This window comes from Christiangramia sabulilitoris (assembly GCF_007050985.1).
GTDB lineage: Bacteria > Bacteroidota > Bacteroidia > Flavobacteriales > Flavobacteriaceae > Christiangramia > Christiangramia sabulilitoris.
The window spans coordinates 1,106,684-1,132,727 of sequence record NZ_VHSF01000001.1 but is presented as its reverse complement, the minus strand read 5'-3'; the positions used below and the strand labels follow the sequence as shown (position 1 = coordinate 1,132,727).

Below are 26,044 nucleotides of genomic sequence, written 5' to 3'. Positions count from 1 at the left end.
AGGTTAAAAATAACGTATTAAGCCTTTCCCTACAAAAATTATTTTTTACCAAAGTCATAAATCTTTTCAGGGGTCACACAGTAGTCCAGCGGAATATCATCCTGAATGATCTCTTTTATCTCTTGCACCGGTTCAAAAAATGAAAGCCCTACTTTGATAATTTCAGGTTTACAGGATGCCAGGAACCGGTCGTAAAAACCTTTACCATAACCTATACGATGCCCCTGTTTATCGAATGCCAGCAAGGGAACAAATATAACTTCCAGTTTTTCACTGGCTATCTCTATACCATCTACCGGTTCAGGGATTCCCCAGCGGTTTTTCTTAATCACGGTATGATCTGTTAACAGGTAGTTCTGCATCTCACCGGTACCAAAATTGGTCTTCGGAATAATTACTTCCTTGTCTTTTCCCTGGAGAATATGTAATAAATACTCGGTATCTATTTCTTTTTTTTCAGAAATACTAAGAAAGATATGGTAATATCTGTGATCCCAGATGGATAACTGAAGGGTTCTGTTGGCTATTTCAAGACTCTTTTCTTCAATTTCTGAAGGTTCCAAAGTTTTCCTCAGATCCTTGTATTTTTTTCTAAGCTCCTCCTTGTTCATGTTCCTCTGTTTTAGGCTGCACAGAAATATGAAAAATGGCATCTCCCTGATACACGATAGGGGATTCATTTACATTAATGACATAACCCTCGCTGACGCTCTTGATCTTATGGCTGAATTTTCCGTAAGGGTCTGTAATGGTGGCGATATACTCTCCTTTTACCACATGTTTACCACAAGGTATTTTCACATGAAGCAGTCCGCTGTATTTCGCCCTAAGCCAGGCGCTGCTGCCAATGAGCACCGTTTCCTTTTTTACTTCAGGATAATCGAATTTTGGAGCGAGCATATCCAGGTGACTCAGTATCCTCATAGCTCCTTCAACTCCATATCTGGCGACCTCCTTATTACTGTCCTGGGATTTTCCACCTTCAAATAATAGTACAGGTATACCTAATTTTGAACAGGTTTCCCTGTATGATTTGGTAATGGTCTTTGAGTGAATCGTAAAAGGAGCATTAAAGATCTTCGCATATTTTATACTTTGCTCATCTCCTTTTTTCACCCTGATTTGCGGGGCATTAAATCGTGCTGCGCCACCGGTATGAAAATCCAGACAAAAGTCGGCGATAGGTAAGATCTTTTTTACAAACTGGAAAGCGAATCGACTCGCCAGAGAGCCGTTTTTGGTACCCGGAAATACCCGGTTTAGATCTCTGCCATCGGGGAATTCCCGTGCCATATTCAAAAAGCCGAAAATGTTTACAATAGGAATGCAAATGATCGTTCCGGTTTTTGGTTTATTAATGCCTTTAGAGATGATTTGGCGAACTACTTCCACACCATTGATCTCATCTCCATGAATACCTGCCGTTAACAAAACTACCGGGCCGGGTTTTTTGGAACGCTCAATGATCACTGGTACTTCCACCGAAGTGGTTGTATACAGCTTAGCCATATTGAAATTAATAGTGGCGCCTTTTCCCGGTAATACTTTTTCACCTAAAATTTCAAGAACATTGTTCTTGTCTATACGGGGCATAAACTATACGTTTCGTTCTATATATCTAATAATCGTCTTGGCGATATCCTTCCCGGTAGCAGCCTCGATGCCTTCCAGACCCGGAGAACTGTTCACTTCCAGGATAAGCGGGCCACGACTACTCTGCAGCATATCTACCCCGGCAACACCAAGGGCCATGGCTTTTGCCGCTTTGATGGCAGCGTTCTCCTCTTCATCTGTAAGCTGAATAACTGTGGCGGATCCACCACGGTGTAAGTTAGATCTGAATTCACCGTCTTTACCCTGTCTTTTCATAGCTCCAACCACCTGGCCGTCTACTACGAATGCACGAATATCTGCTCCACCGGCTTCTTTTATAAATTCCTGAACAATTACCCTGGCCTGCAAGCCATTAAAAGCTTCAATAACAGATTCAGCAGCGTTTTGAGTTTCAGCAAGTACGACTCCCAATCCCTGTGTTCCTTCTAAAAGTTTAATGATTACCGGAGCACCTCCAACATGTTCCAGTATTTCAGAAACATCTTTAGAATAGTTGGTGAACACAGTTTTTGGTAATCCAAGTCTAGCCCTGGAAAGTATTTGCAGACTTCTCAATTTATCCCGGCTTCTTACCAATGCCTGTGATTCGGTGGTGGTAAAGGTTCCCATCATTTCGAACTGCCTTACCACGGCTGTACCAAAAAATGTAACCGAAGCACCAATCCTGGGAATTATAGCATCTGTTTCTTCCAGCCAATGACCTTTATAAAATATTGTGGGTTTTTTCTTTTCAATAATAAGGTCACACTTAATAGGGTCTATTACCTCTACTTCGTGATCTCTTTTTTTTGCAGCTTCAACGAGTCGGCTGGTGGAATATAATCGGGGATTTCTTGAAAGAATTCTTATTTTCATTTACTTCATGTTAAAAGACACGTCGATTAACTCGGTGTCCACAATAAATTTCTTGGTTAAAAATTTTCTACCTATAAGGACCGGATATCTCATTTCCTGCCTGTCTGAGAGGGAAAGCGTAATCTTATAAATTTTCTGGAACAGCTTGATATTGGACTGGACCAGGTATCTCTTTTGAATAATACCATTACTGCTTCTTACAAAGGTGATATCATAATCTTCGAAAATAAATTCTTTGCCGTTGTAATCTGGATGCTCATCATCAAGGAAGGTACAATGTATCCCGTCATCTTTCTCGATAATATTATTGCAATGTATAGAGGAGGTATATGCGCCGGTATCGATTTTAATAGCAATCTCCTTGAGATGTAACGAGGGAAAATCTGCTTTATCAATCCTTCCGATCACTTTTTTTTCCATAATGCAATATACTAAAAAGCAGTTGTTTTATTTTTTAGCAAAAGTAAGGGATATAATATTTATTCCAGGAAAAATAATATACCCGGAGATTAAAATCCTTCCAGGTATAATTTTAAAAGTACAGGCTTAATTTACCCCTGAGAAAGAAAGGAGTACCCGGGGTGAAATGGATCTCCTCGACGGGGGATTGTTCATTCCGCAACCTGCTTTCTGTGGCAAACTGGGTTTCGTTCCATTCTGTATCTAGTAGATTTTCTACGATTATTCCCACCTGGATGTTCTTATAACGATAATTCACATTAAGGTCTGTAACTAAATAGCCATCTGCCGTAATACTAAAATCTTCGTTGGCAGGCCGGTCATTTACATAGCGGTATGAGATCGCACCAGAAAATCCTGATAGGTTTTCTATTGCCAGTCCGCCAGATGAAGTAAGCTCAGGTGCCAGGGGAATATAATCCTCTCCATCTGGCGCCTCTATACTTCTGGCATAGGTGTAATTAAGGTCTGTATAAAGGTATAACCAGTCATTGGCCTGAAACCTGGCGCCAAGATCCAAACCATATCTTCTGGTTTTACCACTGGGTTCCACGATCGCTGCATCGCCCACATAAACGAATTCCTGTTCCAGAAATAATAGCCATGCCGCAGCATTAAAGATCCATTTATTGCCGGGTTTGAAGACCATTCCAAGATCTGTTCCATAGGCTGCGGGAAGAATTTTTTCCGCATTCCTTGCAACTACTACCCGGGTATCGTTCGAGTGGAAGCCAATACCGTTTTTAAGATATAATTGCAGGTTGCCTGAAGCTGCGTAGTTAAAGTTCAGTTTAGGACTTAAGAACAGTTTATTTTCACTTTTGCGGTCATAAGTTTCAGTAATTAGATTCTCATAATCAAAATTAAAGTAATCTAATCTGATCCCGGGATTTATCTGAAGCCCGCCCAGGTTAAATTCTGAATTTAAAAAGCTATAAATATTGGTTTCGTCTATATTCCCGTATGATAGCCTTTCCAGTAATTCCCTTCTGTTTTTAGTTCTGGATAGTTCATTAAGATTACTATCATCATACCTGAATCCGATCCCCGCAGAATAACTCATTCCCAGAGGTAATTCATTGCCGGAATAATCAATACTGCTCTCTGCACCTATAATATTACGGTCTTCCTTCTGCTTTATCTGATCTCCATTTACAGGATCTTCAAGGAAAAAGGTGAAATTAGAATAAAGCTCGAAATCGTAATGAGAGTAAAAAGCCCGTGATCTTAGCTTTTTTGAACCTGGAAGGAATTTAGTGTGATTTAATAGAAGGTTAGTTCTTGAGGTATTACCTCCTTCGGTATCATCAATAGCTCCAAACCTATTTATTGAACCATCTGCAACGGCTCTTTCGGGTATTTGTCCCGAGGCATCCCACTTACTCTGAAAGTGGGAAAGAGTCAGGTTTAATTCCTCATTCCCGGGTTTTCTATAATTATACTTACCCATGATATTGAAGCGATTAAAATTTTGCTCACTTTCAAAGGGCCCGTCAGAGAGGTTTAGAGAACTGGCCACATAAGCACTACTGTAGTCTTTATCAAGAACCTGGAACATTCCAACCATTCGCCTTGTATTAAACTGCCCCAACTCCAGGGAGACCATATTTTCATCAATTTTATCCATGGTCCTAAAATCGACAAATCCGGCGGTTGTAAAATTCCCCTGGTCTGCGTAGTAGGGCCCTTTACCAAATTCGATATTTTTAATTGTTTCAGGAATTAGAAAATGCAGGTCGCTGTATCCCTGGCCATGGGCGTGAGATACCATATTTACCGGCATTCCGCATACAGAAAGGGAAATGTCTGTGCCATGGTCTATATCAAATCCCCGCAAAAAGATCTGTTCTGCTTTTCCACCACCTGCATGCTGACCAATGATTAGCCCCGGGACCTTTCTCAAAATCTCCTGTGATGATTTTACGGGATTGGTTTGAAGATCTACTTTAATTACCTCGTTAAGAGGATCACGGTTACTACTCAAAATGATCTGTTCCAGGCTGAATGTAGCTTCCCTGAGGTCGAAAACCTTTACTTTATCAAAGTCTTCCGGGTTGATCATATAATCTTCCCTCTCAAAACCAAGGATCGTAATATTTATGATATTTCCAGCTGTGGCATTTTTTAATTTGAATTCTCCTGAAGAATTTGTGTGAGTGTGGTATCCGGATGAGCTGTCATAAATGGCAACGTCTTCCAGAGGATTTCCATTAGCATCTTTTATTTCACCTTCAAATATTTGAGTTTGGGCAAAACCGATTCCGCAGATCAGATAAATAATATTGAATATTCCTTTCATTTTTTTGGTTGATTGGGGCATTTTAAAAAAGTTCCTATCCTATATACGGGAAAATGGACAGAAAAGTTTTTTGTTTACCTGGGCAATTGTAAAGTAAAGCGCATTTTCTAATTTCAAAAAAAGTATGCTTCAGAATTTTTTGAAATAACTGGAATCTGCCAGAGAGGGAGCCGGAAGAGCTTTTCTGAATTGGTAAAAAGGTGCAAAATTAAAACGTGGCTACTGGATTTTAAGGGCAGATAGCTGTAAAATTTTATACGCCAAAAAACGAAGTAGACTGTCAATTAAATTTTAAATTTGGAGTAATGGAAAAACCTGCTCTGGAAGTTCAATTAAAAACTTTGCCCAACAGCCCGGGAGTTTATCAATATTTCGATAAGAATGGGAAGATACTTTATGTTGGCAAGGCCAAAAATCTTAAGAAACGAGTAACCTCATATTTTAATAAGAATCACGATAGCCACCGTATTGGGGTTATGGTCAAGAAAATTCGCGAAATAAGGCATATCGTGGTTGCCTCTGAGACCGATGCTCTTTTACTCGAAAATAATCTTATAAAGAAGCTGCAACCTCGTTTCAATGTGATGCTAAAGGATGACAAGACTTATCCCTGGATATGCATTAAAAATGAGCGGTTCCCCAGGGTTTTCCCTACCCGGAGATTGATTAAGGATGGCAGCGAATATTACGGACCGTTTACCAGTTTTAAAACGGTTAATACCTTATTGGATTTAATTAAAGGTCTGTATAAGTTAAGAACCTGTAATTATGATCTGGCAGAAGACAAAATCAGGCAGGGAAAATTCAAACTATGCCTGGAATATCATCTTGGCAATTGCAAGGGACCCTGCGAGGCTTTGCAATCTGAAGAAGAGTATAATGAAAATATCGAGGCCATCAGGCAGATCGTAAAAGGTAATTTCAAGGACTCTTTACAGCGTTTCAGAAATCAAATGAAGGCGCATGCAGAGAAGATGGAATTTGAGGATGCCCAGCGAATTAAAAATAAGATCGATGTGCTGGAAAACTACCAGGCAAAATCAACGGTGGTGAATCCAAAGATCAATAACGTGGATGTATTTTCAGTAGTTACAGATGAAGGTTATGGCTATGTGAATTTTCTCCAGCTTTCCCATGGGGCCATTATAAGGTCACATACCATCGAGATGAAGAAGAAGCTGGATGAAAGTGATCATGAGCTCCTGGAACTTGCTATTGTAGAAATACGTCAACGATTCAGCTCAAATTCTAAAGAAATTTACGTTCCTTTCAAGGTAGATGTGGGTGAGGACCTTAAGATCACTGTTCCAAAACTTGGTGATAAAAAGAAGATCGTTGAACTTTCTGAAAGAAATGCGAAGTATTTCCGTCAGGAAAGATTCAAGCAAATGAAGATCGTAGACCCAGACCGGCATGTTAACCGGGTAATGGCACAAATGAAGGAGGACCTTAGGTTAAGTAAAGAGCCAAGACATATAGAGTGCTTTGATAATTCCAATATTCAGGGGAGTAATCCTGTTGCTGCCTGCGTAGTATTTAAGAATGGTAAGCCGAGTAAAAAAGATTATCGTAAATTCAATATTAAGACCGTTGAAGGACCAGACGATTTTGCTTCTATGGAGGAAGTCGTTTTCAGGCGCTACCGCAGGTTATTAAATGAAGGAGAAGATCTGCCGGAACTTATTATCGTAGATGGTGGTAAAGGACAGTTATCTAGCGGGGTAAAAGCCCTTGATGACCTGGGTTTGAGGGGAAAGATCGCTATAATAGGTATTGCGAAGCGACTCGAGGAGATATTTTACCCCGAAGATCCAATTCCTTTATATTTAGACAAGAAATCGGAAACCTTAAAGATCATTCAGCAGTTAAGAAATGAGGCGCATAGATTCGGGATCACCTTTCACCGCAATAAAAGGAGTAAGGCAGCCCTCAATACAGAGCTGGAGTCTATACCGGGAATAGGGGAAAAAACTGTGGTGGAATTACTAAAGCATTTCAGATCACTTAAAAGAGTGAAAGAGGCCACGATAAAAGACCTTAGCGAAGTGGTAGGTGCATCCCGGGCGGGAATTATATACAATCATTACCATACAGAATAAATGCGAAAACTTTTAGCTCTACTTTTACTTTGTTTTACCTTTCCAGGGATAGCCCAGGAGAATGCCGGGCCTAAAATTGGATTGGTGCTAAGCGGAGGAGGAGCAAAAGGACTGGCTCATATTGGCGTGCTGAAAGTTCTGGAAGAACAGGGTGTAAAAATAGACTATATAGGGGGTAGTAGTATGGGTGCGATCATTGGTGGTTTGTATGCTTCTGGATATACCGCCAGGGAACTCGATTCCATTTTTAACCAGACAAATTTTGATATTCTTATCCAGGATGATCTCCCCAGAAGAGCAAAAACCTTCTACGAAAAAGAGGATTCTGAAAAATACGCGATCACCCTTCCTTTCGATAATTTTGATATTTCATTTCCAACGGGCCTCTTTAAAGGTCAGAATATCTATAATTTAATGTCCCGGCTTACGATACATGTAAGTGATGTCAACGATTTTAGTAAACTTCAAATACCATTCTTTTGCGTGGCTGCCAATGTGGAGACGGGAGAGGCGGTGATCCTTGATAAAGGATCTTTGGCAAAAGCAATTTCTGCCAGCGGAGCGATCCCCACTATTCTAAGTCCCATAAAAATTGATGACCAGTTGCTTACCGATGGAGGGGTTGCTAATAATTATCCTGTTGAAGAACTTCGCAGAAGAGGTGCAGATATTGTGATTGGGGTTGATGTACAGGATAGCCTGGTAAAAAGAGATAAGTTAAAAGGCGTTTTTGATATCATGACCCAAATAAGCAATTTCAGGACGATCAATGATATGAAAGAAAAGATCCCTTTAACCGATATTTATATTAAACCTGATATCTCACCATTTACGGTAATGTCTTTTGAAGAAGGAAATGCGATCATAGATTCAGGTAAGGTGGCAGCTTTACGCAAGCTGACAGAAATAAAGGATCTGGCCCGGAATACCTCAGAAGATTTTCAGCGGGATAGGGTTGAAAAGATTGACACTTTCAATATTAGTGGCCTTACGCTGGAAGGGAACAGTACTTATCCTAAAGCTTACGTTCAGGGAAAACTTAAACTGAACTATGAAAAAACCTATGGTTTTAATGAGCTGAATATTGGTATTAATAACCTTTCAGCGACCGGGAATTTTGACCGGATAAATTATCAACTACTGCCTGTAGACGAAAAAGGTAATTATACACTGGCAATGCAGATCGAAGAGAGTGAGAATAAGATGTTATTGCGGCTTGGTTTGCATTATGACGAACTATATAAAAGTAGTGCCTTAGTCAACCTAACCAGGAAAAGTTTGCTTTTCACCAATGATGTGGCTTCTCTCGATGTGATCGTAGGTGATAATCTCAGGTATAATTTTAACTATTATATAGATAAAGGTTATTACTGGAGCGTGGGGATAAATTCAAGATATAATACCTTCGGAAAAGGTGTCAAGCTGGAGAATATAAGACAAAGTGAAAATGATGGAGGCTTATCTTCAATTGCCGAGCTGGAGATTAATTTGAAAGATTTCACCAACCAGTTTTATGTAGAAACTCTTTTCCAACAGGTATTCTCAATTGGTGCAGGGCTGGAACATAAATACTTGAAGTTAAGCAGCAGCTCGGTGAATGATCCCAATAACCAGAATAGCGAGTTGGTTTTCGATAATAGTAATTATGCCAGCGCCTTTGGATATTTAAAGTATGACTCCTACGACAATAAATATTTCCCCACTAAGGGGGTGAGCTTTAGCGGGGATTTTCACCTGTATCTTTATTCTTCAGACTTTAATGACAATTTTGCCGAATTCTCTATTGCCAGGGGAACAATAGGATATGCGGTTACACCCTTTAAAAAGTTAACTACCCGTCTTTCTTCTGAAACAGGTTTCAAAATTGGAAATGATGGTACAGAGGTTCTTGACTTTTTCCTGGGTGGCTACGGGAATGATTTTATTAATAATATTAAGCCATTTTATGGTTACGATTTTCTAAGCCTTTCGGGGGATAGTTATATAAAAGCTCTTTTTGAGATCGATTACCAGATATGGCGAAAAAACCACCTCATTGCCAGCGCGAATATCGCTAATGTGGAAGACCGTTTATATTCCACCGGAAACTGGTTCACTCTTCCAGACTTTACTGGTTATGCCCTGGGTTACGGGATCGATACCTTTATGGGGCCTTTAGAAGCAAAGTATACATACTCTCCTGAACTCCGGGAAAGCTACTGGTTCTTCAGTCTTGGATTCTGGTTTTAAGAGTATTAAGATTAGTTACGGCCAGCGCACTTATTACAGCATGGTTTTTAGACTGTTTTTAAGATTGTTTTGCTAAATTTTCTTGATATTTGTATAAATCGAAAAATAAACTCGAAAAAATCCTAATCCTTTAAAGAAATACTGGATTTTACGAGAATTAAAAACAAAAGCTTATGCCTTTTTATCATAAACTAGGTAAAATTCCACATAAACGCCATACCATTTTTAGAAAGCCAGATGGCAGTCTATATTATGAGCAACTTTTTGGTACAATAGGTTTTGACGGGATGTCCTCAAATCTGTATCATGAGCATAGACCTACCCAGGTGAAAGAGATCAAAGGCAGTTATGATGTGAAACCTAAGATCGCTATAGAAAATAACCTGAAATCATACAGGTTGAAAGGTTTCCAGGTCACTCCACATCCAGATTATTTAAAAAGCAGGAAGCCGGTATTGACAAATGCAGATTGTGATATTATCCTGGCATCCCCTCAAAGTTCTACAGACGATTATTTCTATAAAAATTCAGATGCAGACGAACTTCTTTTTATTCATAAGGGAAGTGGTAAACTGCGAACACATTTAGGAAATCTGGATTTTAAATATGGAGATTATCTATTGATCCCCAGGGGTACGATCTATAAATTAGATTTTGATGACGAGAATAACAGGCTGTTTATAGTGGAATCCAGAAGACCTATCTATACCCCAAAAAGATACAGGAACTGGTTTGGGCAGTTGCTGGAGCATTCTCCATTTTGTGAACGTGATCTAAGGCAGCCATACGAGCTGGAAACAAATGATGAAAAAGGGGATTTTCTAATCAAGATCAAGAAAAAAGGAGAAATTTTTGATATGGTCTATGCCACGCATCCATTCGATGTGGTAGGCTATGATGGGTATAATTATCCATATGCCTTTTCAATTCACGATTTTGAGCCTATAACCGGCAGGATACATCAGCCACCACCAGTACACCAGACATTTGAGACAGATGCCTTCGTAGTATGCAGCTTTTGTCCTCGTAAATATGATTATCACCCTGAAAGTATTCCGGCACCATATAGCCACAGTAATATAGACAGTGATGAGGTCTTGTATTATGTAGATGGTGATTTTATGAGCAGGAATGATATCGAAGCGGGGCATATTTCGCTTCATCCCGCAGGGATACCTCATGGACCCCACCCGGGTGCGGTAGAAAGAAGTATTGGCCAGGTGGAAACAGAAGAGCTGGCAGTAATGGTGGATACCTTTAAGCCATTAATGTTAACTGAGGATGCTATGGAGATAGCCGATGAAAGCTACCATAAATCCTGGTTAGAAGATGGGCATGATCATTAATATGAAAGAAGATTTATCAGCTCAGGATAGAGCGATGTGGTAAGATCTTGATATTACCTTCAGATTTTACAATATCAATAATCCTTAAAATATAAAATAAAATGTCAACAGATAAAACATCATTAAATTTAGAGAAAGTAGTTCCTGAAGCAGAAGATTTTCTTCCCATACTGGGAACAGACTTTGTAGAACTATATGTAGGTAATGCCAAGCAGGCAGCTTATTACTATCAGCATGCCTGGGGATTTCAGCCAATAGCATATGCAGGGCTTGAAACCGGAAAGAAGGACAGCGTATCTTACGTAATGCAACAGGGAAAGATCAGGATCGTTCTAACATCGCCGCTGGAAAAAGATGGTAAGATCAACGAGCATATAAATAAGCATGGTGACGGGGTTAAATTTGTTGCTCTTTGGGTGGATGATGCCAGGAAGAGTTACGAAGAGACCACTAAAAGAGGTGCTAAGTCCTACGTAGAGCCCTACGAGATTGAAGATGAGAATGGAAAAGCGGTGATCTCTGGAATTCATACCTATGGTGAAACTATTCACCTTTTTGTGGAAAGGGGAGAGTATGATGGGCCTTTTTTACCGGGATACAGAGTTTATGATACCAAAGCGAAATCACCAGATACAGGTCTTAAGTTTATCGACCATATGGTAGGAAATGTTGGCTGGAACGAAATGAACAAATGGGTGGAATTCTATGGGAAAGTGATGGGATTCGCGCAGCTGGTATCTTTTGATGATAAGGATATTTCTACAGATTATACCGCTTTGATGAGTAAGGTGATGAGTAACGGGAATGGTCGTATTAAATTCCCTATCAATGAGCCTGCTGAAGGAAAGAAAAAATCTCAGATCGAGGAATATATAGATTTTTATAATGGAGCCGGCGTGCAACATATTGCTCTGGCTACAGATAATATTATTGAAACCGTTACTGCACTAAGGGATCGGGGAGTAGAATTTCTTTATGTGCCGGAAACTTACTATGATGATCTCCTGGATAGAGTAGGAGAGATCGACGAGGAACTGGAGCCATTAAAAGAACTTGGGGTCCTGGTAGATCGTGATGATGAAGGATATCTTCTACAGATTTTCACGAAGCCTGTATTGGACAGACCAACCATGTTTTTTGAAATAATTCAGAGAAAAGGAGCGCAGTCCTTTGGAAAAGGAAACTTCAAGGCTCTATTTGAAGCGATCGAAAGAGAGCAGGATTTGCGAGGTACATTAAATTAAATTTAAAAAATTGCTAAAACTTAAGCGGGTAAATTGAAAAGTTGACAATTAGATAAATATTTAGTTAAACTTAATTTTACTATTGCGGGTAAGATAGAAATATCAGACTTTTGCACCGCATTTTTGGAGTGGTTACCAAAAATCATTATTAAATTTTTTTCATAATTTAAGTTTTAGTTGGTTAATAAGATAAAAATCCCCGTCATTAATTTGATGGGGTTTTTTGTTTTGATACTTTTGGAATAGTAATTGTAAAAGGTGTTATAACCCCAGAAATACTGACAGTTAGGATAATTATTATTATGAAGAAAATCTTTGCAATTACCATTCTTTGCTGCATCTTCAGCACATCTCAGCTATTTTCCCAAAAGGCATATAAGGAAGGCGAATGGTTTAAATTTCGTATTCACTATGGCATCTTTAATGCCAGCTATGCAACCCTGGAGGTGGATGAGACCAGGCTGGAAAACAAACCGGTATACCATATAAAAGGAAGGGGGAAGTCTACGGGGTTATTAAGTCTTTTCTTTAAGGTGGATGATGATTACCAAACGTATATTGATAAAAAATCAGGGAAACCTTACAAATTTATCAGAAAAATAAATGAGGGTGGATATACCAAAGACCTTGAAATAGACTTTGATCACAAGGAGAACAGAGCTCATGTGCTAAATCGCGAAAATAATAATCGACGTAGCTTCTCTGTACCCAATAATGTGCACGATATGTTATCGGCATTTTATTATATTCGCAACCAAATTGACGGGGATAAATTGAAGCCCGGGGAAGAAATGCGGGTAAACATGTTCATCGATGATGAAAGTGTTGATTTTAAGCTGGTATTCCTGGGAAGGGAAGTGATCAAAACCAAATTTGGAAATGTGGCTACCCTTAAATTCAGACCATACGTTCTTGCCGGCAGGGTGTTCAAAGAAAAAGAAAGTTTAACCTTCTGGATAAGTGACGATAAGAATAAAATTCCCGTTAAAATAGAAGCAGACCTGGCTGTTGGGTCCTTAGATGCAGATTTAGAAGCATATAAGGGTCTTAAACATCAGTTTAGTATTTTAATGAATTAAATATGGAAATTAAACCCGAGATCGCAGAACGAATTATTAAACTTGAGGAAAAGTTCAAAAATTCGGGACAGGATATGGGGTCCTATTTGGATGGTCTGCTTTATGACCGTTATTTATCCTACTGGGATTATATAGAAGTAGACACATTATTAAGTCTGCAAAAAACAAATACGCACTTCCCTGATGAGATGATCTTTATCACATATCATCAAATTACAGAATTATATTTTAAACTCATAATCCACGAGCAAAAACAGATCATTGAATGTGATACGCTTACCGCTTCATTTTTCATTGAAAAACTGAACAGGATTAACAGGTATTTCAGAATTCTTATCGATTCATTTGATGTGATGATCAAGGGAATGGAAAGAGAGCAATTCCTGAAATTCAGGATGGCCTTACTGCCTGCAAGTGGATTTCAATCTGCGCAGTTTAGAATGATCGAACTTTATTCAACTCCGCTGGAGAATCTTGTATCTTCAGATATTCGCTCAGGATATTCCGCAGAAAATACCCCGGAAGAGCTCTATGAAAACATCTACTGGAAAAAAGGAGGAATAGATCTTAAAACAGGTGAGAAAACGCTTACTTTAAGACAGTTCGAAAAGAGATACACCCCCCGTTTTTTGAGAATTGCCAATGGGGTTTATGGAAATACCGTTTACCACAGGTATTTAAAAATGCATGAGGATGACCGCAATAATCCTGAGCTGATTAAGGCAATGCGAAATCTTGATGTTAATGTTAATATCAACTGGCTTTTGATGCATATGGGAGCGGCTTACAGATATTTGAGCAAAGACAGGGAAACTGTTAAAGCAACCGGCGGTACGAACTGGAAGAAGTTCCTGCCACCAAGCTTTCAAAGAATCTCTTTTTTCCCCGACTTGTGGACAGACGAAGAAAAAAATAATTGGGGCAAGCAATGGGTGAACCATACGTTTAATACTGAAAATAAAAAGTAAAAAAATTGAAAAGACTAGGTTTATTGTTAATGATGATGCTGGCATTCCTTGCCTGCAATGACGAAAAGAAAGACCAGGCTGTAAAAACCGAGGTTAAAAAAGAAAAATTACCTCCTATAGAGAAAGAATACGGATTTGTTCTTAATGATTTTGAAGTTATAAAGGATACTATCCAGCCCGGTGATAGTTTTGGTTATATCATGGACCAGAATGGCGTGGATCATGGAAAAGTATTTGAAATCTCAAATAAGGTTAAGGATACTTTCAATCCTGCAAGAATTACTGCAGGGAAGAAATATGTGATCCTCAAGGCAAAAGATTCTGCTAAAACCCCGAAGTTTTTTATTTATGAAAACGATAAGATCAACTACACGGTGGTTTCTATTGGCGACAGCATCTATGCAGAGAAGAAAAAAAGACCGGTAACCGTAAAAAGGAGAGAGGTTTCAGGGGTAATCGTGTCTTCTCTTTCAGAAGCTATGGAAACGCAGGGTTTAAGCAATTTGCTGGTCTATGAATTGTCTAATATTTACCAGTGGAGCATAGATTTTTTCAAACTTCAGAAGGGCGACCAGTTCAAAATGGTCTATCATGAAAAATACATCGATGATACTGTTTTCGTTGGAGTGGAGAAAGTGGACGCTGCTGTTTTTAAACATTCAGATAAACCTTTCTATGCCTTTAGATATCTCAATGATACCGTAACCGGGAAGGCCAGCTTCTATGATGAAGAGGCTAAAGCTTTACAGAGTTTCTTCCTTAAAGCACCTCTGGATTATTCAAGGATTTCATCACGATTTACCAAAAGGCGTTTTCACCCGGTACAGAAACGATGGAAGGCGCATTTAGGAACAGATTATGCTGCAGCATACAATACCCCTATTGTAAGTACAGCAAATGGAAGGGTGATCGCTTCGGGATATACTTCAGGTAACGGAAATTACGTGAAAGTACGCCATAATGATAAGTACACAACTCAGTATCTTCACATGACAAAAAGAGCAGTGAGAAAAGGGGAGACCGTGAAGCAGGGTCAGGTAATTGGTTATGTTGGTAGTACAGGACTGGCTACCGGTCCGCATGTTTGTTATAGATTTTGGGTTAATGGTAAGCAGGTAGATCCTTTCAGACAGAATTTACCCTCTGCCAAGAAGATCGAAGATGGACTTAAGGATGAATATTTTGCCTATATCCAGCCTTTAATGGAAGAATTAGAACAGATACCCTACAAAAACATTTAGATGAAGAATATAGATCCAACCACTACGAAAGCCTGGAAGGAATTAGAGGCGCATTTTAGCGAAATAAAGAATGAGCATATGCGAAATATGTTCAATAATGATGAAGATCGAGCTGATAAGTTCACCATTACATGGGAAGATTTTTATGTTGATATAAGTAAAAACAGAATTTCTGAAGAGACTCAAAACCTGCTCCTAAAGCTTGCTGAAGAATGTGGTCTTGAAGATGCAATTGAAAGTTACTTTACAGGAGATTCTATTAACCAGACAGAAAACCGCCCGGTGTTGCATACTGCCCTTAGAGCAGAAAAGGCAGCAGATATCAAGGTTAGAGGCGAAAATGTAGTTCCTGAAGTTCAGGAAGTAAAAGCCAGGATCCGTGATTTTAGTAATGAGATCATAAATGGAACCAGAAGAGGCTATACCGGCAAGGCATTCACAGACGTGGTGAATATCGGGATTGGAGGATCTGACCTGGGACCGGTAATGGTCACCGAGAGCCTGGAGTTCTATAAAAATCACCTGAACCTGCATTTTATATCTAATGTAGACGGAGATCATGTTTTTGAAACTATAAAAGATCTTAATCCTGAAACCACTCTTTTTCTGATAGTGTCTAAGACCTTTACCACAATGGAGACATTGAGTAATGCTACGACGGTAAGAGAATGGTTCCTGAAATCTGTCCCGGAAAAAGAAGTTTCTAAACATTTTGTGGCGGTTTCCACCAACCTGCAGAAAGTAGAGGCCTTTGGAATAGATCCTGATAATATTTTCCCGATGTGGGACTGGGTTGGAGGTAGATTCTCGCTGTGGAGTGCCGTTGGTCTTTCAATAAGCCTGGCTATAGGCTATGATAATTTCACATCGTTACTTGAAGGAGCCCGTAAAATGGATGATCACTTTAGATTAACGCCATTTAAGGAAAACCTCCCTGTGCAATTAGCTTTGTTAACCATATGGTATAATAATTTCTTTAAGGCAGAAAGTGAAGCGGTGATCCCTTATTCGCAATATCTGCACAAATTCCCTTCATATTTGCAACAGGCTATTATGGAGAGTAACGGTAAGAGTGTGGATCGTAACGGGAATAAAGTGAATTATGAAACCGGTACCATCATCTGGGGTGAACCGGGAACTAATTCTCAACATGCATTTTTCCAGCTGATACATCAGGGAACAAAATTGATCCCGGCAGATTTTATTGGTTTTAAGAGATCCTTATTTGGAAATAATGCCCATCAGGATCAGTTAATGGCCAATTACTTTGCCCAGACTGAAGCTTTATTGCATGGAAAAAATGCAGAGGAGGTAGAAGAAGAGTTAAAATCAAAAGGATTTAGCCAGCAGGAAATTGACAGGATTAGTGCTTTTAAGGTCTTTGAGGGGAATAACCCTACAAATACTATCTTAATAGATCAACTTACTCCGGAGAGTATGGGGAAGCTTATTGCGCTATATGAGCATAAAATTTTTGTACAGGGGATCATCTGGAATATTTTCAGTTATGACCAGTGGGGGGTAGAATTGGGAAAACAACTAGCCAATAAGATCCTTGCAGAATTCTCAACAAATTCAGTAATCAACCACGATTCTTCCACTAAAAAGTTGCTGGAATTTTATCTGAAAAAATAAATAAGACCGGTTGTTAAAAACCTGTTCGTAGTTTAAAGCGCTTGTTATCAGGCGCTTATTTTTTTGTTGTAATTTGATATCAGACAAAAGTTAAATTTTTGAATCTTAACATTTCCCTAATTTTTTAAGATTCAAAATTGGCTTTTTTTATAGCGATTTTTAGATAAAAACAACAAATTTCTAACTATGAAAAAATTTCTACTCTACGCGATGTTTCTTGCATCGGCTTCAGTATTTGCTCAGGGAACCATTACCGGTAAGGTTATGGATCCCGAAATGGATGGCCCCCTGCCGGGTGCCAATGTCATGGTGGTTGGCACACAACAAGGCGCGATGACAGATTTCGACGGGAATTTTAGTCTCCAGGTTGAAAGTTCTACGGGAAAGATCCGGATTAGTTTTGTAGGTTACGAGCCTAAAACCGTACAGTTCAATGTTCCCCAGGGCGGCACGGTAGATCTGGGACAGATCCTTCTTAATCCTGATGCCAATGCCCTGGCCGAAGTGGTTATCACCAGTATTGCCGACCTTGCGAAAGACCGGCAAACTCCGGTGGCAGTTTCTACCATAAAAATGGAAGAGATCCAGGAAAAACTCGGTAACCAGGAATTCCCTGAAATATTAAGTACCACTCCTTCGATCTATGCTACCAAACAAGGTGGGGGATTCGGGGATGCCAGGATAAATATTCGTGGTTTTGATACGCAAAACTCAGCGGTTATGATCAACGGTGTACCGGTAAATGATATGGAAAACGGTTTGATATTCTGGAGTAACTGGGCGGGTCTTAGTGATGTGGCTACTGCCATCCAGGTGCAGCGAGGTCTTGGTTCTTCCAAGCTCGCGGTCTCCTCTGTAGGTGGTACCATTAACGTGGTGACCAGGTCTGCAGAAAGAAATGAAGGTGGATTTATTTCCCAGGGTATAGGTAATGATTCATATATAAAGACCATTGCATCCTATAACACCGGATTAATGGATAGCGGATTTTCTGCTACGGCATTATTAAGTAGAACCAGTGGAGATGGTTATGTAGATGGAACCGAGTTCGAAGGTTATAACTATTATTTCGGTCTGGGCTTCAGGCCTAATGATGATCATGATTTTCAATTCACGGTAACCGGAGCGCCACAGTGGCACCACCAGAGATCTTTCGCTCCTTCTATCAGGGATTATATCAGGTATAGTGATGAAGCAGGAGAGCCAGACATTAAATATAATAGTGACTGGGGACTTAGAAACGGCGAAGAATTTAACTTCAGACGTAATTTTTACCATAAACCCATTATTTCATTGAATTGGGACTGGGATATAAATAGTGTTTCTAAATTATCAACATCGGCCTACGCGTCCTTTGGGCGTGGTGGTGGAACCGGTGAAATAGGAGAGATCAATGGTCAGCGTCAGTTTCAATTACCTAGATCTGAAGATGGATTGGTAAGAGTTGATGATATTATCGCTTATAACAGTGGTCAGTTGGTGCCAGATTTTAGCGATCAGCCCAGGGAAAGAATTGATGGACTGTTCTTAAATAACAGTGACAGGAACGATAATGAATTAAATACCAATGGAATTACCAGGAGAGCATCCATAAATTCACATAACTGGTACGGTATCCTGGCAAATTTAAGCAATGAATTATCTGAAACCCTGACTCTGGATGTGGGTATCGACCTTAGGAATTACAAGGGTTTTCATTATCGCAGGGTAAATGATCTATTAGGCGGGGATGCTTATCAGCAAACCGATGATAGAAATAATCCTACAGATGATGACAGCCAGACCAATATTTTCAGGGAAACTTATGATGCAGACCAGCCCTGGTGGGTTTTTGCTGATATCGATGAGGAACAAAAGATAGACTACTATAATATTGGTTATGTGAACTGGGCCGGGGTATTCGGGCAGCTGGAATATGTAGGAGATGAGATCTCGGCTTTCGTTCAGGGTTCATTATCTAATCAGGGTTTTGCCAGAGAGGAATTATTCGGAGAGGTACCTCCTGAAAAAACAGATTTTGAAAATATTCTTGGGGGTAATATTAAAGGTGGTGTGAACTGGAACATTAATGAAAACCATAATGTATTTGCCAATGCCGGTTATTACTCCAAGCAACCATTGTTCGATGCGGTGTTTATCAATTTTAGCAATACCGTGAATCCAGATCTTACTAATGAGACGGTAATAGGTACTGAACTTGGTTATGGTTTCAGATCCAGTTTTTTAAGGGCCAATGTTAACCTTTACAGAACCAGTTGGGAAGACAGATTTGAAAGTGTAGGTGCTACTTTTAATGCCGGGGAACCAAATGAGGTGAGAGGTACTGCTAACTTGTTAGGTATAAAACAGGTGCATACGGGAATCGAGGTTGATGCTGTGGCGAGAGTGACAGATCAGTTTAAAATTACCGGTATGCTTTCTATTGGGAATTGGGAATTCGACGGTGATGTGGAAGCTTCATTCTTTGATAATGACCAGGCGCCTATCCTGGATGAAAATGGAAATCCTGAAACGGCCATTCTTGAACTTGATGGTGTGAAAGTGGGTGATGCCGCGCAGTTTACTGCCAGTCTGGGAGCAGATTATGAGATTATATCTGGTTTGGATGTAGACGCTACTTACAGGTTTGCAGATAATCTTTATGCAGATTTTGATGCTACAGATGCTTTTGGAGATACAGATTTTAAAGCATTGGAATTGCCTTCCTTTGGTTTGCTGGATGTGGGTGCGGGATACAGGTTAGATTTCACCGATACTTCTCTTAGTTTTAGAGTAAATGTGAATAATGTGACCGATAAGATTTATATATCAGAGGCCGATACCAACAGGTTTGCCAGTCCCGGAGACCCAACTTACGACGGGATAAATACTTCCAACAGGGTATTCTTTGGCTGGGGTAGAACCTGGAACTTAATGCTGAGGTATAACTTCTAGTTTTTAGATACTTAAATCAAAATTTATAAGCCCGGATGATTTCATCCGGGCTTTTTTGTGGAAAATTTATTAACAATAAAAGCGTGTTTACTATGCATGCATAACATCCTGTAAATCAGAATATTGTAATAATTTTTGTAGGAAATTCTTCGGTTTGTCTTGTTAAAACTGCTAAAAATGGTCTTTTTAAATCGTAAAAAGTTAAAACTCTTAACATTTAGATAATGGTTATTATGTAAGAATTGCTTTTTTTTGCACCGAATTTTAATCAAACACAAACAATAACACAATGAGGAAATTATTATTCCTAGCGATGTTCTTTGCATCTGCTACGATTTTTGCTCAGGGAACTGTTACCGGAACGGTAATCGATTCTGAAATGGATGGACCACTTCCTGGAGCTACTGTAATGGTGCCAGGAACAAACAATGGTACTACTACAAATTTTGATGGTGAATTTAGTCTTAAGGTAAACAAGGCAAAAGGAACTATCGAAATTAGTTTCGTTGGTTACGAAGCTAAAACTCTAAATTTCTCTGTAGCAAATGGAGCTACTCAGGATTTAGGACAAATCGTTCTTACGCCAGACGCAGATGCGCTAGATGAGATCGTGGTTACAAGTTACTCTCTTGCGATAGACCGTAAGACCCCAGTAGCTGTTTCTACTATCAAAGCTGCCGACATCGAAACTAAACTTGGTAACCAGGAATTCCCGGAGATCTTAAAATCTACACCTGGTATCTATGCTACTAAAGCTGGTGGTGGATTTGGAGATGCGCAGTTAAGACTTCGTGGATTCAACTCAGAGAACATTGCGGTAATGATCAATGGTGTACCGGTAAACGACATGGAAAACGGTCGTGTATACTGGAGTAACTGGGCTGGTCTTTCAGACGTAACCCGTTCTATGCAGGTTCAAAGAGGTCTTGGTGCTTCTAAACTTGCTGTACCTTCTATTGGTGGTACTGTTAACATCCTTACTAAAACTACAGATGCTGAAGTTGGAGGGAATGTACTTATGACTACTGGTAACGATGGTTACACTAAGTATGGTGCTACCGTTTCTACAGGATTGCTTGATAACGGAGTAGCTGCTACAGTTTCTGCTTCAAGAACTACAGGTAATGGTTTTGTAGACGGGACTGAATTCGAAGGATACTCTTACTTCATTAACTTCGCAAAACAATTTGGCGAAGATCATGAATTATCTTTTACTGCTTTTGGTGCTCCACAGAGACACGGTCAGCGTCAGAACAGAGAATTAATCTCAACTTTCAGAGAAAGTGAAAGAGGAATTAAATTTAACCGTGACTGGGGATTCCAGAACGGTCAGGTTACTCATATAGAAGATAACTTCTACCACAAGCCACAAATGTCTCTTAATCACTTCTGGGATATTTCTGAAAAAACAAATCTTTCTACTGCAGTATACGCTTCTTTCGGTACCGGAGGTGGTGGAGGTTTTGCAGGTGTAAACAAATTTGGTTTGGATTCTGAATACCGTGATGGATATTTAGAGCCTGTGAATCTTGATCTTATCGTAGACGAGAACGTAGAAAGAGGAGCTTTAGGTTCTGAAACTATTTTAAGAGCATCACGTAACGATCACAACTGGTACGGAGCTTTATCTACTCTATCTACTGCAATCACTGACGATATTGAATTAATTGGTGGTGTAGATCTTAGATATTATAAAGGAAAACACTTCCAGGAAGTTACAGATCTTCTAGGTGGTTCTTATTTCCTTGATGACGATAGTAACGAAAACGATCTTAACAATCCTGCAATGGTAGGAGATAAGATCTCTTACTGGAATGATGGTATCGTTCTTTGGGAAGGTGTATTCACTCAGTTAGAGTATTCTAAAAATGACCTTTCTGCTTTTGTTGCTCTTGCTGCTTCAAATACTTCTTATAAGAGAATCGATTACTTCAACTATCTTGATAGTGATCCTCTTCAGGAAACAGATTTCCAGAATTTCTTTGGATATAGCGCAAAAGGTGGTGCTAACTACAACCTGGATGCTCACCATAACGTATTCGCTAACGTTGGATATTTTGAGAAGGCTCCATTTTTTAATGCAGTATTCCTTAATTTCCAGAATGACATCAACGCTGATGCTGAAAATCAAAAGATCTTTAGTGCTGAGCTAGGTTACGGTTACCGTGCTGAAAACTTCAGAGCTAATGTAAACCTTTACAGAACTCAGTGGGATGACAGAACTCTTACGCAATCTTTCAGAAACCAGGATGGAACTTTTGGATCTGCAAACATTTTAGGTGTTAATGCACTTCACCAGGGTATCGAGGTAGACTTCTCTTACCGTCCATTCGATGAGCTTACTTTAACAGGTATGGCTTCTATTGGAGACTGGAGATGGGCTAACAATGTAACAGATGTTCAGGTATTCGACGAAGAGCAAAACCTTGTTCGTACAGTGAACCTTTTCATCGAGGATCTTAAAGTAGGTGATGCTGCTCAAACAACATTCGCTTTGGGAGCTAACTATGAAGTGATCGAAGACGTAAAACTACGTTTAGATTATAACTTCTACGATAATTACTATGCAGATTTCGATCCTAACGGAAGATCAGATGCAGATCAGGGACAGGCATGGGAAGCTCCTGCTTACGGTCTACTTGACGCAGGTCTTACTTATGGATTTGATATAGGATCGCTTCGTGCTACTTTAAACGGTAACGTGAACAACCTGTTGGATACTGAATATATCGCTGATGCTCGTGACAGAGGAAACTCAACAGCTCAGGAAGCTCTTGTATGGTACGGTTTCGGAAGAACATATACTATTGGAGCAAAACTTAATTTCTAAAACATAATAAAATGAAAAAGTCAATATACTTTCTAATGATGTTCGTTGGCCTTGCTTTTACCAGCTGTGAGCCAATGGAAGACATTCATGATGAAATAGATGCAAACCTTGAAGCTCAAAGCATCGAAGGCGTTGTAGACTATACTCTTACAGATGAGGATTACGATGCATTAGACCTTTCTTATGGAAACTTCAGCAATCTTGATGATGCTAAAGAAATGATTCCTGGTCTATTAAGTAACAAATACCCTGTATGGGGTAAAGGATCTCTGGCTAATGTAACTTTCAAGTTATATGCTCCTAAAAGAGATGAGAGAAGCCTTATCGTTTATGAGGTAACTAACGAAGATTACGAGCAGTACGGTGATGACCAGTATGCCAGTTTCGACAGACAATGGCAGGTAATGGATCTTATCGAGGATAAGTTTGCAGATGCTGAAAATAGAACTTTGGTTTCTCTTACCTACGACTATTATGATGGAGGTCTTTCAGAAGTAAACAACGGTTTCCTTTTATTGAATGGAGAGTGGATGATGATTCCTGGTCTTACAGATGATGAATACGAAGCTATGGGCGAAAGCTACCCTAATTTCTCAAGCGAGGATGAGGCAGAAGCTAAATTACCTATTTTCCTTAATGAGAAAATGAAGTATGGTAATCCTAAAAATGGAGACATCACTTCTATCATGTACAAACTTTACACTACAGATGTAGATGATGTAGATGGTGACGGTAAAACCGATGACAGAACTACTTACAGCTATGTAAAGTATTTCGTTTATGATGGTTCTACATGGGCTGTTTATAATAATGTGATAAATGAATCACTTCAGTTTGGTCATGATGGTACTACCTGGGTTCCAGATAATACTATTAAGTATACTTTCGATAGTTCAGATTACGGATTAATTGGAAATGAATTTATCGAAGAGTATCCTGGTCCGGGAGATAACGTGGCTTACTTTAGCAGTTTTGACAGAAGATCTACCAGTGACAATTACTGGAATGATACTATGCTGCTTGAAGCTATGAATTTCCTTCTAGACAGAATGATGCCTTCTGCTGAAGATGGTCAGAAATATGAAGTTACATTTGATACTTATGTAGGTTCAACAGTATCTGAAACACTTTACCTTATCAAAGAGGGTGGTGTATGGATCTACCAGGAATAGTCTATTATCCTGAATATCATTAATAAAAACCTCCTGAACGTTAAAGTCCGGGAGGTTTTTTTATTCGATTAATGTCTAAAATTTAGATATTTGTAATCCAAATTTCAATTTGAATTAAGCCTAAAATTTTTAATATGAAAAAGTTGATGCTGGCAGCACTTACGCTAATACTCGTAGGTTGTAGCACAGAGGAAAATCCTGGTCCGGGTACAGAAGTAACTCCGGAACCGGTACAAAAAGACCCCGTTGCCAATGATGATTCATTTACTGTAGTAGAAGATGATGAAAGCAGATTGGATGGTTATTTAGATAATGATGCTTTGGAAAATAATGCCAGGCTGGAAGAATTTGATGAATACACTGCCAATGGCGGCCAAATAACAGATAACCGTGATGGGAGCTTCACATATTTCCCGGCAGCAGATTTTACTGGTGTGGATACTTTTACCTATACAATTTGTGATTCAGATAATAATTGCTCTACAGCTACTGTGAGTATTACCGTGCAGGATGAAGGCGCGCCACAGGCTAATGCCGATGAAACCAATACAGTGGTAAATCAAACTCTTACTATAGATAATCTGCTGGCTAACGATGATCTTTTAGATGAAGCAGGTATATTTTCAGTAGAAACGACCACTTCTGCCGGAGGAACCGCTGTTCTTAATAACGACGGAACGGTAACTTATACCCCGGCTTCCGGTTATAAGGGAGAAGATACTTTCTCTTATACAATTTGTGACGACGACGTGGAGTCTACCTGTTCTTCAGCTCTGGTTACGGTAAATGTAGTAGAATCAATAACTTTTAATTTTCCTTCAGAACTTGCAGATTATTATTCAGATCTAAGTATTTCTGCCAGTACAGAACTCAACTACGAATTCGTTTCAGATCATACTTCAGCCAATCAAACTGTATTTCTGGAATATACAGATCGTCATGATTATTTGTATGATGCCGATGAGGATCTAAATAACCCTGAAAATGTGATCCTGATGTATACCGGAGAAAGCAGGTATTGGGAAGAATACCAGTCTGGATCTAATAGTTATAATCCTCAAACCTATAATACAGAACATGTTTACCCGCAGTCTAAGCTAAATACTGAAGAGTCTAAAAACGATCTTCACGTATTGAGAGTTGCCGATGCCGATGTTAATGAGGCAAGATGGAATTATCCTTTTACTGATGGTAGTGGGAACAATAAACTTATAGGAGACGATCAATGGTATCCCGGAGATGAGTGGAAAGGTGATGTGGCCAGGATAATCATGTATGTTAATGTGAGATATGGAGATAACTTTTCTGATGTTGGAAATTTAGAACTTTTCTTAAAATGGAATATTGAAGACCCGGTTTCAGATTTTGAGATACAGCGTAACAATGCCATCGAGGCTGCTCAGGGCAACAGGAATCCATTTATTGATAATCCTTATCTGGCTACCCTTATCTGGGGCGGTGCAGAAGCAGAAAACAAGTGGGAATAATAAATGCATTTAGTATTTTAGCCAATACTTAAATATTAAACTTATGTACGAAACAATTCAGTTTATCCATTCATACTGGGCCTATTTAGTGTTATTCCTGCTCCTTATCGCCAGTTTTAATGCGATTATTGGTTATGCGGCTAATAAAGAATATTCAGCTACCAATTTCAGGATCGCGCTTTTCACTTTAATTGTGTCGCATATTCAACTGCTTATCGGGTTTGTGCTCTATTTTACGGCGCCTTATTTCCAGGCCTGGTCTCAGGAAGGGATGGGTGGAGTGATGAAAGACTCTGTGCTCAGGTTATATAATGTTGAACATCCTCTGGTAATGATCATCGCGATTGCTTTGATCACTATTGGTTATTCGAAGCATAAAAAGAAACTTACCTCCAGGCCAAAATTTAAGATGCTGGCTATATTTTATGGTTTTGCATTAGTAGCAATGTTATCCAGAATTCCATGGAATGCCTGGTTCGATTAGTAAGAACTAATCATCATATCACCTAAGGTGAAAATATGATTTTTTAATAGAATTAAAACCTTCGGTCTA

The 26,044-nt window shown here is 39.3% G+C and carries 18 protein-coding genes; 13 read left to right on the top strand and 5 right to left on the bottom strand.

Annotated elements, in window-relative coordinates; translation table 11 throughout:
- Nucleotides 1-38: 38 nt before the first annotated feature.
- From FGM01_RS05125 to FGM01_RS05105, 5 genes are all read right to left on the bottom strand, one after another.
- Nucleotides 39-611, bottom strand: a complete 573-nt coding sequence (locus FGM01_RS05125; RefSeq protein ID WP_143410044.1) for a 5-formyltetrahydrofolate cyclo-ligase — start codon at nucleotides 609-611, stop codon at nucleotides 39-41.
- On the bottom strand, nucleotides 592-1,593 hold the full coding sequence (locus tag FGM01_RS05120; RefSeq protein WP_143410043.1) for a succinylglutamate desuccinylase/aspartoacylase family protein: 1,002 nt from the start codon (nucleotides 1,591-1,593) through the stop codon (nucleotides 592-594). Before FGM01_RS05120 ends, FGM01_RS05125 begins: the two co-directional genes overlap by 20 nt.
- Before the next feature lie 3 nt (nucleotides 1,594-1,596).
- Complete coding sequence (rimK, locus tag FGM01_RS05115; RefSeq protein ID WP_143410042.1) at nucleotides 1,597-2,469, bottom strand: 30S ribosomal protein S6--L-glutamate ligase; 873 nt, start codon at nucleotides 2,467-2,469, stop codon at nucleotides 1,597-1,599.
- Nucleotides 2,470-2,889, bottom strand: a complete 420-nt coding sequence (locus FGM01_RS05110; RefSeq protein ID WP_143410041.1) for an ATP-dependent zinc protease family protein — start codon at nucleotides 2,887-2,889, stop codon at nucleotides 2,470-2,472.
- A gap of 112 nt (nucleotides 2,890-3,001) precedes the next feature.
- Entirely contained in the window at nucleotides 3,002-5,227 is a 2,226-nt protein-coding gene (locus tag FGM01_RS05105; RefSeq protein ID WP_143410040.1) for a TonB-dependent receptor, read from the bottom strand.
- 305 nt (nucleotides 5,228-5,532) lie between these two features.
- Between FGM01_RS05105 and uvrC the strand changes: the two genes are divergently transcribed.
- The 13 genes from uvrC (at nucleotide 5,533) to FGM01_RS05040 (ending at nucleotide 25,975) form a co-directional block, all read left to right on the top strand.
- Complete coding sequence (gene uvrC, locus FGM01_RS05100) at nucleotides 5,533-7,326, top strand: excinuclease ABC subunit UvrC (RefSeq protein ID WP_143410039.1); 1,794 nt, start codon at nucleotides 5,533-5,535, stop codon at nucleotides 7,324-7,326.
- Entirely contained in the window at nucleotides 7,327-9,555 is a 2,229-nt protein-coding gene (locus FGM01_RS05095) for a patatin-like phospholipase family protein (protein WP_143410038.1), read from the top strand. It abuts the gene before it with no gap.
- Between the two features lie 173 nt (nucleotides 9,556-9,728).
- Nucleotides 9,729-10,901, top strand: coding sequence for a homogentisate 1,2-dioxygenase (locus tag FGM01_RS05090; protein WP_143410037.1), 1,173 nt, complete (start codon nucleotides 9,729-9,731; stop codon nucleotides 10,899-10,901).
- Between the two features lie 101 nt (nucleotides 10,902-11,002).
- Entirely contained in the window at nucleotides 11,003-12,145 is a 1,143-nt protein-coding gene (hppD, locus tag FGM01_RS05085) for a 4-hydroxyphenylpyruvate dioxygenase (RefSeq protein WP_143410036.1), read from the top strand.
- A gap of 302 nt (nucleotides 12,146-12,447) precedes the next feature.
- On the top strand, nucleotides 12,448-13,224 hold the full coding sequence (locus FGM01_RS05080; protein WP_143410035.1) for a DUF3108 domain-containing protein: 777 nt from the start codon (nucleotides 12,448-12,450) through the stop codon (nucleotides 13,222-13,224).
- Nucleotides 13,225-13,226: 2 nt separating this feature from the next.
- The gene (locus FGM01_RS05075; protein WP_143410034.1) at nucleotides 13,227-14,192 is read left to right on the top strand and encodes a tryptophan 2,3-dioxygenase family protein; all 966 of its coding nucleotides are present in this window, start codon (nucleotides 13,227-13,229) and stop codon (nucleotides 14,190-14,192) included.
- Nucleotides 14,193-14,197: 5 nt separating this feature from the next.
- Complete coding sequence (locus FGM01_RS05070; protein WP_208012704.1) at nucleotides 14,198-15,433, top strand: M23 family metallopeptidase; 1,236 nt, start codon at nucleotides 14,198-14,200, stop codon at nucleotides 15,431-15,433.
- Nucleotides 15,434-17,068, top strand: coding sequence for a glucose-6-phosphate isomerase (pgi, locus tag FGM01_RS05065; protein WP_143410033.1), 1,635 nt, complete (start codon nucleotides 15,434-15,436; stop codon nucleotides 17,066-17,068).
- A gap of 186 nt (nucleotides 17,069-17,254) precedes the next feature.
- The gene (locus FGM01_RS05060; RefSeq protein WP_143410032.1) at nucleotides 17,255-20,002 is read left to right on the top strand and encodes a TonB-dependent receptor; all 2,748 of its coding nucleotides are present in this window, start codon (nucleotides 17,255-17,257) and stop codon (nucleotides 20,000-20,002) included.
- A 289-nt stretch (nucleotides 20,003-20,291) separates the two neighbouring features.
- Nucleotides 20,292-22,832 (top strand): TonB-dependent receptor, encoded by a 2,541-nt coding sequence (locus tag FGM01_RS05055; protein ID WP_143410031.1) that lies wholly within the window; start codon nucleotides 20,292-20,294, stop codon nucleotides 22,830-22,832.
- An 11-nt stretch (nucleotides 22,833-22,843) separates the two neighbouring features.
- The gene (locus tag FGM01_RS05050) at nucleotides 22,844-24,004 is read left to right on the top strand and encodes a hypothetical protein (protein WP_143410030.1); all 1,161 of its coding nucleotides are present in this window, start codon (nucleotides 22,844-22,846) and stop codon (nucleotides 24,002-24,004) included.
- Nucleotides 24,005-24,138: 134 nt separating this feature from the next.
- On the top strand, nucleotides 24,139-25,491 hold the full coding sequence (locus tag FGM01_RS05045; protein ID WP_243735761.1) for an endonuclease: 1,353 nt from the start codon (nucleotides 24,139-24,141) through the stop codon (nucleotides 25,489-25,491).
- Nucleotides 25,492-25,534: 43 nt separating this feature from the next.
- The gene (locus FGM01_RS05040; RefSeq protein WP_143410029.1) at nucleotides 25,535-25,975 is read left to right on the top strand and encodes a hypothetical protein; all 441 of its coding nucleotides are present in this window, start codon (nucleotides 25,535-25,537) and stop codon (nucleotides 25,973-25,975) included.
- The last annotated feature ends 69 nt before the right edge of the window (nucleotides 25,976-26,044 follow it).